This window comes from Psychrobacter sp. 1Y6 (assembly GCF_052258385.2).
GTDB lineage: Bacteria > Pseudomonadota > Gammaproteobacteria > Pseudomonadales > Moraxellaceae > Psychrobacter.
Map to the genome: position 1 here is coordinate 1343602 of NZ_JBQQEW020000001.1, position 14824 is coordinate 1358425.

The 14824-nt window shown below is 42.4% G+C and carries 12 protein-coding genes; 4 read left to right on the forward strand and 8 right to left on the reverse strand.

Translation table 11 applies throughout. The features are described from left to right. Positions 1-211 precede the first annotated feature (211 nt). A complete protein-coding gene (gene glmM, locus ACTXGF_RS19400) occupies positions 212-1579 on the forward strand; it encodes a phosphoglucosamine mutase (protein ID WP_443534166.1) in 1368 nt (455 codons plus the stop codon). 124 nt (positions 1580-1703) lie between these two features. Next, the gene (pdxH, locus tag ACTXGF_RS19405) at positions 1704-2375 is read left to right on the forward strand and encodes a pyridoxamine 5'-phosphate oxidase (RefSeq protein WP_443534333.1); all 672 of its coding nucleotides are present in this window, start codon (positions 1704-1706) and stop codon (positions 2373-2375) included. Positions 2376-2517: 142 nt separating this feature from the next. Here pdxH and ACTXGF_RS19410 read toward each other — a convergent pair whose 3' ends face one another. The 7 genes from ACTXGF_RS19410 to ACTXGF_RS19440 form a co-directional block, all read right to left on the reverse strand. After that, a complete protein-coding gene (locus tag ACTXGF_RS19410) occupies positions 2518-3780 on the reverse strand; it encodes an HlyD family secretion protein (protein WP_443534168.1) in 1263 nt (420 codons plus the stop codon). Positions 3781-3865: 85 nt separating this feature from the next. Next, on the reverse strand, positions 3866-5554 hold the full coding sequence (locus tag ACTXGF_RS19415; protein WP_443534170.1) for an MFS transporter: 1689 nt from the start codon (positions 5552-5554) through the stop codon (positions 3866-3868). A gap of 398 nt (positions 5555-5952) precedes the next feature. Continuing rightward, complete coding sequence (locus ACTXGF_RS19420) at positions 5953-6582, reverse strand: glutathione S-transferase family protein (RefSeq protein WP_191113732.1); 630 nt, start codon at positions 6580-6582, stop codon at positions 5953-5955. Positions 6583-6612: 30 nt separating this feature from the next. Then, on the reverse strand, positions 6613-7290 hold the full coding sequence (locus tag ACTXGF_RS19425) for a type 1 glutamine amidotransferase domain-containing protein (RefSeq protein WP_443534172.1): 678 nt from the start codon (positions 7288-7290) through the stop codon (positions 6613-6615). A gap of 239 nt (positions 7291-7529) precedes the next feature. Continuing rightward, on the reverse strand, positions 7530-8579 hold the full coding sequence (gene curA, locus ACTXGF_RS19430) for an NADPH-dependent curcumin/dihydrocurcumin reductase (protein ID WP_443534174.1): 1050 nt from the start codon (positions 8577-8579) through the stop codon (positions 7530-7532). 167 nt (positions 8580-8746) lie between these two features. After that, positions 8747-9958, reverse strand: a complete 1212-nt coding sequence (locus ACTXGF_RS19435) for an iron-containing alcohol dehydrogenase (RefSeq protein ID WP_101205076.1) — start codon at positions 9956-9958, stop codon at positions 8747-8749. A 368-nt stretch (positions 9959-10326) separates the two neighbouring features. Next, complete coding sequence (locus ACTXGF_RS19440; RefSeq protein WP_057760518.1) at positions 10327-10926, reverse strand: TetR/AcrR family transcriptional regulator; 600 nt, start codon at positions 10924-10926, stop codon at positions 10327-10329. 427 nt (positions 10927-11353) lie between these two features. Here ACTXGF_RS19440 and ACTXGF_RS19445 point away from each other — a divergent pair, with 427 nt between their 5' ends. After that, the gene (locus ACTXGF_RS19445) at positions 11354-12832 is read left to right on the forward strand and encodes an aldehyde dehydrogenase family protein (protein WP_443534177.1); all 1479 of its coding nucleotides are present in this window, start codon (positions 11354-11356) and stop codon (positions 12830-12832) included. A 116-nt stretch (positions 12833-12948) separates the two neighbouring features. Here the strand turns inward: ACTXGF_RS19445 and ACTXGF_RS19450 are convergent, their stop codons facing one another. Next, complete coding sequence (locus ACTXGF_RS19450) at positions 12949-13197, reverse strand: hypothetical protein (RefSeq protein ID WP_443534179.1); 249 nt, start codon at positions 13195-13197, stop codon at positions 12949-12951. 213 nt (positions 13198-13410) lie between these two features. On the opposite strand from ACTXGF_RS19450, the gene ACTXGF_RS19455 reads away from it, so the two are divergent. Beyond that, entirely contained in the window at positions 13411-14793 is a 1383-nt protein-coding gene (locus ACTXGF_RS19455; protein ID WP_443534181.1) for a DASH family cryptochrome, read from the forward strand. Positions 14794-14824: the final 31 nt, after the last annotated feature.

Sequence of the window (14824 nt, forward strand, 5' to 3'; positions counted from 1 at the left end):
TCGTTCCGTGAAATACTTCTCTTTTATAGATTTAAATCGTATTAATGTTAGCTGAGACGTAAGGCTGCAGCGAGCTTAAGATACAAACAGCCAACAATGCTCTGTTATTGTTGGCTGTTTTTTTTGTAAAATACAGAAACAGATTATTACAACAATAGTATTGCCTGCGTATACGTTTGGCCTTTTATTTTTTTGACTTGAGGGACACATAATGAGCTATTTTGGCACTGATGGAATTCGCGGAAAATTTGGTGAATTACCAATTACACCGGATTTTATTTTAAAACTAGGCTACGTCACTGGGCTTGTTCTTATAGAAAAAAATGAAAATCCTATGCGTAAGCCAAGTGTGGTGATTGGTAAAGATACACGTCTGTCAGGCTATGTGATAGAGGGAGCATTACAAGCAGGTTTTAATGCGGCTGGTGTTGATGTTTATATGCTTGGACCACTGCCAACTCCAGCGATTGCGCATCTGACCCGTAGCTTTAATGCAGATGCTGGCGTGGTTATCTCAGCCTCGCACAATCCTTATTATGATAATGGCATCAAGTTTTTCTCAGGTGACGGCAAAAAACTTACTGATGAGATGCAAACTGCAATCAATGATAAATTGACGGCAATTATGAACGACGTTAGTAGTGACGTTGCTATGATGCCTATTCTTGATCCTGCAAATTTAGGTAAGAACAATCGTATTAACGATGCAAAAGGTCGCTATATTGAGTTTTGCAAAGGTAGCTTCCCTTATCAATATGACCTCAGTCATCTGACGGTAGTAGTGGATTGTGCCAATGGCGCAGGCTATAGCGTAGCACCTAGAGTAATGCGCGAGTTGGGGGCAAACGTGATTGCCATCAATAATACGCCAGATGGCATCAATATCAATGCTGAATGTGGCTCTACTCATCCTGAAAGCTTACAAAAGGCTGTGCTTGAGCATGATGCAGATGTCGGTATTGCACTAGATGGTGATGGCGATCGTATCGTAATGGTTGATGAGACGGGTAAGCTGATCGATGGCGATGGTATCTTATACGTACTTGCTACCCAAGGTAAAACCAAAGCTGAAGGCGTAGTGGGCACGCTCATGAGCAATATGGGATTAGAGCTGGCGCTAAAAGATGCAAATATTCAGTTTACCCGTGCAAAAGTGGGTGATCGCTATGTGATGCAGGATTTAGAAGCTAATGGCTGGATATTGGGCGGTGAGCCATCTGGTCATATTCTCTGCTTAGACAAAAGTCGCACAGGAGATGCTATCATTGCTGGTTTGCAAGTACTGGCAGTGATGCAAGCCAGAGAACGTGCGTTAAGTGAGCTTGTTGAAGGTTTTGAAGTGTTGCCGCAGAAGCTAGTCAATGTACGTTTGTCTCAAATGCAAGATCCATTCAAACATGAGGAGTTGGTTGCTGCTTTTGATAAAGCACAGGCAACGCTAGAGGGTCGTGGTCGTCTGTTGATACGTCAGTCAGGTACAGAGCCTATGATTCGCGTGATGGTTGAGTCAGATGATGAAATAGAATGCGATGTAATGGCTAATGACTTAGCTGATCTTATAAAATCGGTACTAGGCTAATAGCATTTGAAGCAATAACTGGTGTTTAAGATAATGACTGATATCTAAATGACCGGTATTTAAGACAATAACTGGTATTCGAGACAACAACATTATAGTTTTCAAATAAGGAACTGCCATGAGCATGGACTTTACCGACCAACGCCTCTCATATGAGAAAGGTGAGCTTGATCAACAGTCAGTACCAACGTCACCATTTGAGCTCTTTAAAGCTTGGATGAATGAAGCGTTAGCACAAAAGGTGCAAGAGCCTTATGCAATGAGTTTGGCAACATGTGGCGCAGACAATAAGCCTAGTGTCCGTATTGTGTTACTACGCGAAATTACTGAGACAGGTATCGTTTTTTATACCAATTATGAAAGCGCAAAAGGGCAAGATATTGTAGAAAACCCTAACGCTGAAGCGTTATTCTTCTGGCATGAGCTGGAGCGTCAAGTCCGTATCAGCGGTAGTATCGCTAAAATTGCTGCTGATAAATCGGCTGCTTACTTCCAAAAGCGTCCCCATGATAGTCAAGTAGGCGCTTGGGTCAGTCAACCGCAAAGTGGTGAAGTGGCCAATCGTGAAATCATGGAGCAAACGTTTGAACAGCTTCAAGCAGCGCACCCTGACAATACTACTGTACCAACGCCAGAGTTTTGGGGTGGGTATGAGATTACGGTTGAAAGTATTGAATTTTGGCAAGGTCGCGCCAATCGGATGCATGACCGAATTGTGTATACGCAGAGTAGCGGCGACAACAGTGAAGTCAGTGAAGGCAATACAAGCTGGACGACCAAACGTTTATTACCATAGTTGCTGTAGTTTGAAGCTATAGATTATACAAAACTAAAAAAGCCACTCTAAATCCAAGTTCTTTGTTGTCTAGAGTGGCTTTTTTACGTTGACTATTTACCTTGTTTGGCATTATTTTTTATTTAGCTTTTTATTCAACCTTTCATTTAATATTGGTATCGACATCCACTGAGACTGACATGCCAGGACGTAAGCGTGCCAGTTCAGGCTGGTTTTGATCTAGGTCGATGCGTACAGGAATACGTTGAGCAATTTTTATGTAGTTACCTGTCGCAGGGTTGGCTGCAGCAGCACTAAACTCGCTACCAGTCGCCGGCGAGATATTACTCACGTGCCCCGTAAATTTGGCGCCGCCAAGCGCATCGACATGAATGGTCGCAGGCTCACCGATTGCCATATTGGCTATTTGAGTTTCCTTAAAATTTGCAATGATCCAAATGCCTTTTGGCACGATATACATGAGCTGCGTACCAGCGCTGACGTATTGACCTTCTTTGACACTGACTTGGCTTAGCTGGCCAGATTCAGGCGCAGTGATGATAGTATTGTCTAGATTGATTTGCGCTTGCTTGACGCCTGCTTCAGCATTTTTGATATTTGCGTCCAGCGATGAGCGACTACCGCTAGTCTTTTCACGGTTTTCTTGAGCGGCTTGCAAATTGGCTTCTGCCTGTTGTAAACCTGCTTGTGCTTGGGCGAGTTGAGCCTTGATATGAGCAACTTCTGCTTTTGATACCGCACCAATAGCATCTAAACCTTGATAACGGTTGACATCTTCACGCGCACTCTCCACATTGATTTTGGCACTATATAAATCCGCTCTACGTGCTTCGATTTGTGCTTGGCTGGTTTGCGTGTCTTGGTCATTGGTAGAGCGGTTGGTAAGAGCTACTTCGGTATTTGCCTGTGCTTGTTCGAGCTGCTGCTGAAAGGTTCGATCGTCTATCTTTATGAGTAAGTCGCCAGCTTTTACGTTGGCGAAATCTTGCACTGCTACCTTAGTCACATAGCCAGAAACTTGCGGGCTAATAATAGTCGTCTGACCTTTAACAAAAGCATTATTGGTTTGCTGTACGGTTGGAGTGAACGGTGGGAGCTTCCATGCATACAAAATCAATGCCACGCCAATGACAATCAATAAAATTAATAAGCCTAAGTTTAGATAGGACTTTTTCTTAGGCGACCAACCAGTAGTATCGGGGATTGGTTCTTTTGGCGGCATCGGTGGTTCATTGCTGTCTGAACTGTTTTCTACATCACCTTCTGCTGTCTTAGTTACTGATGGTGAAGAAGTTGCAGCAGACTCTTCTTTACTTATATCGGACGCTATAGGTGTGTCTGTTGCTGGAGCGCCAGTGGACGTCTGAGGTGTTTGACTAAGCTCATTTGGTTTTTCTTGGCTCATGACGTGCTCCTAAATTTTTAATAAATATTAAAATGGACTGGCTATAACTGAATGGGGTGAAACATGATTAATATAATAAGCTGAGCTATTTTGACTCACGCATTTTTGCAATAACGGCAAGCTCTTTAGCAAGTGGATTGCGCTTGTGGTAACGATTATAAAAATAGTTGATTAATAAAATGGCTGTAACGAAAGTAGCAAAACTGGCCATCAAAAAGAACAGGTCGCTATAAGCGGAGACAGTAGCTTGGCGTTGCATCCCTTGCAAAACTTGGCTCATCGCGGCCACATTCGCTTGCGCTGTATCCGTCGTTTGATTTGATAATACACTGCGAGTACCAGCAATTTGAGCGCTAAACGTAGGATCACCCAAATTCAGTGAGCTGACCATATCTGCATAATGGACCTGTGTACGAATGGTCGTAAATGCCTGAATAGCCGCTGCACCTGCCAATCCGCCAACCGTTTGGGAAATACCAAAGATAACCGAAAAACTAATGATATAAGCAGGGCCACTAGCAATAGCTCGCAAGAATCCTTCGAAAACCAAAGGTCCCATGAAATATACCGCGGCAAATGCAATCAAAAACTGGCTAATATAAAACATATAGGGAGCGGAGTTGATAGAGACCCCAACGTCCATCCAAGAGCCCAAGGCAATCAATGCCACTGCAAAAATAACAGGACGGCGCAAGTCCATTGGATTGGTACTAAAAATACTAATCACCAAAGCCAGCACACTGGCAGCCATTATGACAGCATAAAAAGTAACCAGCTGATCGTTACCATAACCCAAATTAGCAAGTAGGCCTGCAGCACCGACATTTTGTTCAGATAGCAAAATTCGCATAACAGCGCCGGTAATCATAAAGGCAATAATATTGCGGCTACGCATCCAGCGGACTTGTAACATTGGGTTTTTGCGATGTGTTTCAATCCATAGAGCGATGCCAATCCCAACAATAGCAATCATCAGTGGATAGACGAGCCAAGGCGTCGTCCACCATAAAATCCTACCTTGCACCAAAATTACAGCCAGTGCCGCCAAACCGCTCGCAAAAAAAGCAAAGCTTAAAAAATCGAGTTTCTCAAATACTTTTTCTGTATTGCCTGGTGGTAGCTCCAATATATTAATCAGCCCAAAACAAATCAGTGCCAAGCCAAATTGAAATAAAAATAAGTTTTCAAGCTGACCGTCGATGGCGAGATAGGGCGAGATGATTCGTGATAATGGAATACCAAACTGCACCAAGCCAAAACCCAATATTAAGCCACTGGTCCGCTTGACGGTTGGCATGCCTTGCAAACAGTAGAATAACCCTAAAATGGTCATGCCACTTGCCACCATACCACTAAGTCCCCTGGCGACAATCTCTAGGTAATAAGGCTCAATTCCTATATTAGGCGTATCTAATAAGTGACTACTGATTAGCCACTGTAAACTCGTGGCGGCCAACAAAAAGAACAGAGTGATTTTGCTAAAAAGTGACATACCAAACTGCTGGCGGATCTTGTACAGCAGAACGGTGATACAGGCGTTGGTCATATTATAGCTAACAGATATCCAACCACCTTCGGCTGGCGTTAAGCCCAGTTGACCTTGAATTTGAGTAAGATTTGCGACGAGCAGACCATTTTGGAAGCTAGCAGTAAGACCAACGAAAATTCCAATCAGTAAGTAAAATAATTTACGGCGTGCAGGATGATCAGGATTGGCAGGAGAGCCCACCATTATCGGTTGTTCGTGGGGCTTAAACTGATATTCGTTACTCATGGACGTACCATCATCTGTATAAGGAAATAGAATGGCATAGAACAGATTTCAGACGCAAAATCAGGTCAGTACGATGAATGTTCATAGCTTAAAAAACAGCGGGGTAGCTGATATAAATGCTGGTCAAACTGGAAAGATAACATAAGAAATGCAGGGCATATTTTATCATAACTTTTACAGTGCTTTTGTCATCACCGCGTAACTCATCGGCGCTGCTTAATAAAGATATAGCAGTGTCTCATGCAATTTAACGAACATTAAAACAAACGATGCAACAAGCAAAAAATGCTATAAGCATAAAAAACAGCTCTATACAGAGCTGTTTTTGTGTATCGAAAAATTGGTCAGTTAATACATAATATTTTGGCTAATACCAAAGTATCAATGAATATCAAATACTAAATTGATTCATCGTATTTCGCTTCTAGCTGCATCGCACGCTGATAACTATCAAGACTGGCCAACTTTTCAGCATACTGTTTGATATGCGGATAAGCGTCAAGTTTCTGACGCTTAGCAAGAATAATCAAATCGAATGACAGCATAAAGTCGGCACCGCTCAGCTTATCACCTACAATAAATGACTTACCTTCAACTGAGGCATCCAGATATTTAAACAATCTGGTTTTTTCTGTCTCGATATAGCCGTTTAAAAACTCATTGTCATTGATACCTGCTTTGTTAGTAAATAATTCAAGCATTAATGGCAACATGAGCGAGCTTTCTGCAAAATCAATCCACTGTAGATAGTAGCCATAGTCTGAGCTTCCTGTAGCAGGGCGCAGACGCTCTGGCGCAAACCGCTCAATCAATAACTCAGTGATAGCACCTGACTCAGCATAAATTTGTCCATCCATTTCGATAACCGGAGACTTACCGAGTGGATGTACAGCCTTTAGAGAATCTGGTGCTAAATGAGTTTTGGCATCGCGCTGATGACTGACTACTTCATAAGGAACGCCTAACTCTTCTAAGAGCCATAGCGTACGTAATGAACGTGATTGATTGAGATGATGTAAGCGAATCATGGTATCGACCTTATTGCGTAGTGAATTTGACTAACCTTTAAGCTTCGCCATTAGACGCTTGGCAGCTTCTTCTGATGATGCAGGGTTTTGACCTGTGATTAGTAAACCATCTTCAACGACAAACGATTCCCAATCAGCCGCTTTTTCGTAGTTACCGCCATTGGCTTTCAATGCGTCTTCTACTAAGAACGGTACTACGTCTGTTAGGCCAACTGCGTCTTCTTCAGAGTTCGTGAAACCAGTCACTGTTTTGCCTTTTACTAAGTACTCGCCATCGACTTTAACGTTTTTAAGCGCTGCAGGAGAATGACAAACAAAAGCAACAGGCTTGTCTTGCTTAACAAAAGTCTCAATCAGATTGATAGAGTTTTTATCTACTGCCAAATCCCACAATGGACCATGACCACCAGGATAAAATACTGAATCGAAATCTTCAGCGTTCAAATCAGCAAGTTTTTTGGTATTAGCCAAATGCTCTTGAGCGTCTTTGTCGTTTTTAAAACGAGTGGTATCTTTGGTTTGCGTGTCTTCTGTGTCACTACTAGGATCTAGTGGTGGCTGACCGCCAGCTGGAGAAGCTAGAGTTACATTTACGCCAGCGTCAAGAAACGCGTAGTAAGGAGCAGCAAATTCTTCTAGCCAAAAGCCAGTTTTCTTACCAGTATCGCCTAAACGGTCATGAGAAGTTAGTACCATTAAAATGTTCATAATTATCCTTGTTTATTATTTATGTGTTAGTAACTATATAGCCAACAGTCATAAGTTTTACGTTACATCATTAGCCGTTTTTACTTAATTAGCCTAAATGCAAATAATGACTGTTAGCATTATTCCTGCTTTGCGAGCAACTTTCAGTAGTGATATTAGCAATTTATGTTGTTAAGTAGTTATTCACAACGATTGCTAACTGTCAGTAGTTGCTTAACTAGTCAATGTTTAACCAATAACTAGTTAACGTCAGATACTTTGATTACAGTCTTACCAAAGTTATCACCGTTTAACATACTGACAAATGCATCTGGTGCATTATCTAAACCGTCAGTAATGTGCTCTTTGGTTTTTACTTCGCCTGACTCCACCCATTTGCTCATGGTTTCTAAGAACTCTGGGAAGTGGTCGCCATACTCTTCAAAGATAATGAAGCCTCTGACAGTTAGGCGTTGGCTTAAGATAAGACCCATCAACATACCTAGGCGATCTTTGCCATCCGGTAAATCAGTTGCGTTATACTGCGATACCAGACCACATACTGGAATACGTGCGTGGTCGTTAAGTAATGGCATCACTGCATCAAATACTTTACCGCCAACGTTTTCATAGTAGATATCGATACCATCTGGACATGCTGCTTTTAATTGCTCAGCGAAGTCATTGGCTTTATGATCGATACAGATATCAAAGCCAAGCTCATTGACCGCAAAGTCGCATTTCTCTTTGCCGCCTGCCACACCGACAGTGCGTAAACCATATTGATTACCCACTTGACCGACAGTGGCACCGACAGGTCCAGTGGCTGCTGCCACGACTAAAGTTTCGCCTTTTTGTGGTTTGCCGATATCAGTCAGACCCATGTAACCGGTGAACCCTGGCATACCTAACACACCTAAACCATAAGAAGGGTTAGACATGTTTTTGTCTAGTTTGAGGACGCCTTCGCCATCACTGACACTGTAGTCCTGCCAGCCTGAGTTTGATACGACTAAGTCGCCTACCGCGAAGTTATCGATATTCGACTCGACCACTTGCGCTACGGTACCACCCATGATGACGTCACCGACTTCTAACGGGTCTGCATAGCTTTTTGCATCGCTCATACGCCCACGCATATATGGATCTAGTGATAGATATACAGTGCGTAGTAGCATCTCGTTATCTTTTGGCGTAGGAATGTCGCTAATCGCCATGTCAAAATTGTCAGCAGTAGGTACGCCATTAGGACGGCTAGCCAATTTGATTTGACGGTTTGTTTGTTGATTCTGTTGTTTGTCGAAGCTCATTGTAGGACTCCTTTATATTTATTAATTGTCATTATTATAGTGGTGTTAAATGTAGTAGCTACTCAGCATGGAATAGCTACTATTATAAATAGCATAACGATATGTACTTATTGTTACTGTCGGGATTTTTCTTATAATTCTTTAAACAGTTCTTGCTAAAGCGCTTATTAAGACGCTTTGCTAGTGACAGCGCGCTGCAGAATACGACGTGATACTTCTAAGTCGTTAGTACCATGTTCACCAAGCTTAACCATGTTATGCACTTCAAGCTGCTTGATGATTGGATCAATCGCTGATTCCGTCAAGTCAACATCTTCTAGGCTAACTGGCAAGCCAAGCTCGCGGAAGAAGTTTTCAGTGTAAACAATGGCCGTTTCGATGATGGCATCGTCATCTAGGTCAGTATCGGTAATGTTCCATACGTTACGTGCATACTGAAGCAGTTTTTCTTTTTTGCTTTCTTTTAGCTCACGCATCACTGATGGCAATACGATGGTTAGCGTACGTGCATGATCGATTGCGTGTAATGATGTCAGCTCATGACCAACCATGTGAGTTGTCCAATCTTGTGGTACACCAGTACCGATCAGACCGTTCAATGCCATGGTCGCTGTCCACATAATGTTCTTACGTGTTTCTAGGTTTTCTGGATCTTGCTTAACAACTAGACCTTCATCGATAAGGATTTTAAGCAAGCTTTCAGCAAAGGCATCTTGTACTTTAGCGTTTACTGGGTACGTCAAATATTGTTCCATTACATGAACAAATGCATCAGCCACACCATTCATAACCTGACGTTCAGGCAAGGTAAGTGTTTTGATTGGATCTAGAATTGAGAATTTAGGGAAGGCAAGTGGGTTACCAAACGGTAGTTTTGCTTGACGTTCGCTATAGTTGATCACGCCACCTGAGTTCATCTCAGAACCTGTGGCTGGGATAGTCAATACTGCGCCCAAGTCGACAGCAGAGTCGATATTTTTGCAATAACCAGTTAAGGCATCCCAAGCTTGGTCACGTGAGACAGTGCCGTCTTCTTCAGTCAATGAAGAAACGAGTGCGACAAATTTGCTGCCGTCAATCACAGAACCACCGCCAACTGCTAATAAGAAGTCGATGTTGTGCTCATTAACCATATCAGCGGCTTTAAGTAGCGTGGTGAATTCTGGGTTAGCTTCGATGCCACCGAATTCAAATACAGTACGGTTACCGCTCGCTGCTAATGCTGTTTTTACTTCATCTAATGTACCAGTGCGCTGTGCTGAACCACCACCATAAGTAATGAGGACACGCGCATCAGTAGGGACTAGATCTGATAATTGCTCGATTTGACCTTCACCAAAAACGATACGGACTGGGTTGTAGTATTGGAAGTTATTCATAAGATTCCTAATTAGTAATAAAAAGTTTTTAATAAAAACGGTTCAATTAAATTGTTTTGACATGGGATATTGTCTGATATCAATCAATGAATGATAAGCAATGCTCGTATAGACATTCATTCTTAATATTTGTGCGCATTGTACACCAATTAGACCAGTCGTCTAGTGATATTTACAAAACTCTCGTATAACTGTTTAAGTCATATGCAGATGTTTTTAGAAATTTGTTTAAAAAAGAGAAGGCAATAAAGCACACTGAACACTCAAGCATAGTACTGACAGCTGCTATCTATGAGAGTTGTAAATATTCAATGTGCTTTAATGGTTACGTTAGAAGTGCAGTTGCTAGAAATCTGAACAGTTAACGATTAGCGTCCCATTTGGGTCGTGGTCATTTGCCAAATTTCTGCTAAAGGCGTATTGGTTTGGCTAATCTTTGCAATCAAGCTTGCGCCAAGCCATGCAAAATACCAGCGCTTGGCCATACTCTCAGCCGAAATGTTATCGTGACGAGGTACGGACTCATCGAGCCAGCCAGCTTTGATCTGCTTAGCGAGCCACATGGTCGTCTGCTGATAGCCAGTATCGAGTGCCTTACGCATGGTTTCTGACATATCAGCTACCTCTGCGCTGAGCTTAACCACCAAGCATTTCTCATGGTCACAGCCGTTCTGCTGGGTGTCATACCAGTTTTGAAAATAATCATATAGTTTTTGCTGCGCACTGACATCTTGTGCATCGATGACATCTAACCGAGTCTTATATAAACTAAAGTAATGATTAATAATGGCTTCACCAAAGGCTTCTTTGGAAGCGAAATAGTGGTAAAAAGAACCCTTTGGCACACCTGCTGTATCTAAAATCTGCTTTAGACCAACAGCGGTAAAACCTTTTTTGGCGATTAGTTGGTAGCCAGTAGCAAGTAAATGAGCTTTGGTATCTGGGGTAGTTGCGTCTGTATTAGACATAAACAGGATTGTCTCCCTTAGTAGTCGCTTGTATTAGCATATGTATTAAACAGTCAGTTAAAACAATTAAGGTTCATTTGAACGTCACGTTGATGGCGTATTGTAATAGGATATAGTTATATGTGTTACGTTTTATCAACAATATTTACTGACAAAGTAGTCTCGTTTTATTAGTAGCTATGGTAGCATTAGACCAGTCGTCTAGCAAGGTAGGTTTTGTTGTTATCCGTTACCGTTAGTATTTATTGCTAAAGATCATTTTTCATTAGAGCTTTTTTAATTGATGACTATTGATTGATAGCTTGGTAACGATTTCAGACTTACTACTTGCCAGATATTTTCTCATTAAGATATCGCCGACTTAATAATTTTATTTTAATAATCGAAAACCAATACTCAACACAACAAATTAAAAATAAGGATGATTATGTCAACCAATACGACTAGTGCATACAGTGATTTCCATTTACAGTTCATCGCTGGTGAATGGCAAACCGGTAAGGACGATAGCACCAACACCAATACCAACCCATATAACGGTGATACGCTGGTAGAGATCCAGCAAGCGACCAAGGATCAGTTGAACGAAGCCTATGATGCGGCGACCCAAGCCCAAGAAGCGTGGGCCAAGCAGACGCCAGCAGAGCGTTCTGCAGTGTTGTATAAAGTCGTAAACATACTTGATCAGCGACAAGAAGAAATCGTCGATTGGCTAATCAAAGAGTCGGGCAGTACCCGTATCAAAGCCATGGTCGAGTTCGGTGCGACGCGCGCGATTACCCTTGAAGCAGCGACATTCCCTAATCGTGTCCATGGTGAGATTCGTCCATCGAATACTCCTGGTAAAGAAAACTTCATTTATCGTGAGCCTATCGGTGTGGTAGCAGTCATTAGCCCATGGAACTTCCCACTACATTTAACGCAGCGCTCTATCGCGCCAGCCTTAGCACTTGGTAATGCCGTGGTGCTCAAGCCTGCTAGCGATACGCCAGTGACAGGTGGTTTGCTATTGGCCAAAGTGTTTGAAGAAGCGGGTCTGCCAAAAGGTCTATTAAACGTTGTAGTCGGCTCAGGTGGTGAGATAGGCGATGCAATCGTTGAACATAAAGCACCAAGTCTAGTGTCGTTTACAGGTTCGACCTCAGTGGGCAAACATATCGGTGAGTTGGCAAATGGTGGTGAATACATCAAACAAGTGGCACTTGAGCTAGGTGGTAACAGTCCATTTGTGGTACTAAAAGATGCTGATATTGAGCAAGCGGTAAAAGCAGCTGCCTTTGGTAAATTCTTGCATCAAGGTCAAATCTGTATCGCGATTAACAGAGTCATTGTAGAAGACGAGATATATGATGACTTTGTAGAACGTTTCTTAGCGCACGTCAAAACATTGAATGTCGGTGATCCTAATAAGCAAGATACTGCTGTTGGACCAATCATCAACGAAAAACAAGTCAAATCACTCAAAGAAAAAATCGCTAAAGCGCAGGAAGAAGGCGCAAAAATGATATTAAGTGGCGAGATTGAAGGCCAAGTCGTACCACCGCATATCTTTACCGAAGTGACTCGCGAAATGGACCTATCACGCAATGAAGTGTTTGGACCATTGGTTGGTATCATTCGTGCTAAAGACGAAGACGACGCGCTATCGATTGCCAATGATTCTATGTATGGTCTATCTAGCGCGGTATTCACTGCTGATATGCAAAAAGGTTTGCGTTTTGCTCGCGGTATCAGAGCTGGCATGACTCATATCAATGACATCTCAGTCAATGATGAAAGCAATACGCCATTCGGTGGTGAGAAAAACTCAGGCATTGGTCGCTTTAACGGTGAGTGGGTACTAGAAGAGTTCACTAGAACACATTGGATCTCAATGCAAAATGAACCACGTGAATATCCATTCTAATTGTCCTAAAATAGAATGCTAATAGCTAATAAAAAAGACCGCTTTGATAGCGGTCTTTTTTTTGTGTGTTATTTGGCAACTTACTGATAATGACGTATTTGAAGTTAGTCAATCATTTATCTGGCATGAAAGCCAAGTAACCCTTCAATCTCTTCCATCGTCATTCGTCTTACCAGTGCTTGTTCTTCTACCGACAGGCGATTGGTGTGCTCTTTTATCATCGTATGAATACTCCGCGATATCTCAGAGGTAGTCGCGTAATACATTCGAGGCTGTTCCTTCGTCAATCTCATCAAAAATCGATTGATAAGTTTACGCTTTTCATCTGATTTATTTTCTTCAGTCGTAGTATTATTTTGAGTCATGGTGTTCTCCTAGAGGTAAGCCATTTAAGCAGTCAGACATATGATAGTCAATGCTTATAAGTAGTTTCTGGGGCTGAGCGCATTGCCTTACAAGTGTTAGGCTCGCATCATAGTTGAATGCTAAGTATGTTTTACATCGTATATGATATTTCAAGATTGAAGACTAAAGATTAAAAATAATAGATAAGCGCTAAACAGCCAGAAGGATAGGGTATGCCAAATCAAGCAGCGAACAACTCAGAGAACAGAAATGTCACATTGGTACTATTTCATAATGACTTGCGGGTAGCGGACAATGCCACTCTATTAAAAGCATCTGAAATCTCCACTGATGGAAAGCTACTACTGGTTTATGCCTCATCGTTGACAGATATATTAGACGATAAAGACCATTACGATGCCTATCGTTATGAGGCTATGGGTCGAGCCCGCCAGCAGTTTTTGAATGAGAGCCTAGCTGATTTAAATGCGTCATTGATACAGCGTGGTAATAGGTTGCTGTATTTACAGAAAGACGATGAAGCATTAGACGTCTTTACTCAGTTGAGTGATCTAATAGCGCAGCAACGAGTAACAGATATCTGCATCAGTCAGACGGCAGATTATAATCAAAACAAAGTATATGGCCTTCTACATGCCAAGCATCCCGAGATACAGTGGCACATTCAAACAACGGCGACTTTGTTTGACGAGTTACCGCTAGAGAGCTTACCCAAAAGCTTTACACAGTTTCGTAAACAAATCGAAACCGATTATGATTTGCTGCATGCAGAAAAAGATATTGCCATTTATCCAACGCCAGAAACACTTGCTCCATTACCTGACAATATGCAGAGTAGGGACGAGTACTTTTTTGAATCGCAGTTGTCTAATCAGGCAGAGCTTGATAAGCCATCGCAGCCGTCATCCAGTTTTAGAGGTGGTGAGTCAAATGGCCTCAAGCACTTAGATGCTTATTTTGATTCCGATGCGCCGAGCACTTATAAAATCACACGAAACGCACTAGATGAGTGGGCGCATTCCACAAAGTTCTCCGCTTGGCTTGCAAACGGCTCACTGTCTGTAAACACGGTATTGAATCGTCTGCGTCGCTATGAGCGCGATATTATCGCAAATGACTCTACCTACTGGATATGGTTTGAGCTGCTGTGGCGTGAGTATTTCTACTGGTATGCTGTCACCCATCGGCAAAAGTTGTTTTGGTTTAAAGGCATCGCTCAGCACGCGCCTTCAACTCAATTGGACGAAAATCTGTTAGCACAATGGAAAAATGGTACAACACAATATCCTATCGTCAACGCATGCATGAACCAATTGCGTACGACAGGTTATATGTCGAATCGCGGACGACAACTGGTTGCCAGTTGCTTTATCCATGAGCTAGGGCTTGATTGGCGTTACGGGGCAGCTTACTTTGAGCAACAACTTATCGACTACGATGTCGGCAGTAATTGGGGCAATTGGCAATATCTGGCAGGCGTGGGTGCTGACCCAAGAGGGTGCAGGCAGTTCAATATCGATAAGCAAACCCAGCAATATGATCCAAATGGTGAGTTTATCCGCCAGTGGCAAGGCAACACTCAAAAGAGCGATTAATGTATGTTGAAAACTCCCACTCAACAGGTGA

What these genes read in the sequence shown, in the direction of transcription:
- ACTXGF_RS19435 (WP_101205076.1), bottom strand. Translation starts at nt 9,958, where the DNA reads ATGAATAACTTCCAATACTACAACCCAGTCCGTATCGTTTTTGGTGAA.
- ACTXGF_RS19415 (WP_443534170.1), bottom strand. Translation starts at nt 5,554, where the DNA reads ATGAGTAACGAATATCAGTTTAAGCCCCACGAACAACCGATAATGGTG.
- pdxH (WP_443534333.1), top strand. Translation starts at nt 1,704, where the DNA reads ATGGACTTTACCGACCAACGCCTCTCATATGAGAAAGGTGAGCTTGAT.
- curA (WP_443534174.1), bottom strand. Translation starts at nt 8,579, where the DNA reads ATGAGCTTCGACAAACAACAGAATCAACAAACAAACCGTCAAATCAAA.
- ACTXGF_RS19420 (WP_191113732.1), bottom strand. Translation starts at nt 6,582, where the DNA reads ATGATTCGCTTACATCATCTCAATCAATCACGTTCATTACGTACGCTA.
- ACTXGF_RS19440 (WP_057760518.1), bottom strand. Translation starts at nt 10,926, where the DNA reads ATGTCTAATACAGACGCAACTACCCCAGATACCAAAGCTCATTTACTT.
- ACTXGF_RS19445 (WP_443534177.1), top strand. Translation starts at nt 11,354, where the DNA reads ATGTCAACCAATACGACTAGTGCATACAGTGATTTCCATTTACAGTTC.
- glmM (WP_443534166.1), top strand. Translation starts at nt 212, where the DNA reads ATGAGCTATTTTGGCACTGATGGAATTCGCGGAAAATTTGGTGAATTA.
- ACTXGF_RS19455 (WP_443534181.1), top strand. Translation starts at nt 13,411, where the DNA reads ATGCCAAATCAAGCAGCGAACAACTCAGAGAACAGAAATGTCACATTG.
- ACTXGF_RS19410 (WP_443534168.1), bottom strand. Translation starts at nt 3,780, where the DNA reads ATGAGCCAAGAAAAACCAAATGAGCTTAGTCAAACACCTCAGACGTCC.
- ACTXGF_RS19450 (WP_443534179.1), bottom strand. Translation starts at nt 13,197, where the DNA reads ATGACTCAAAATAATACTACGACTGAAGAAAATAAATCAGATGAAAAG.
- ACTXGF_RS19425 (WP_443534172.1), bottom strand. Translation starts at nt 7,290, where the DNA reads ATGAACATTTTAATGGTACTAACTTCTCATGACCGTTTAGGCGATACT.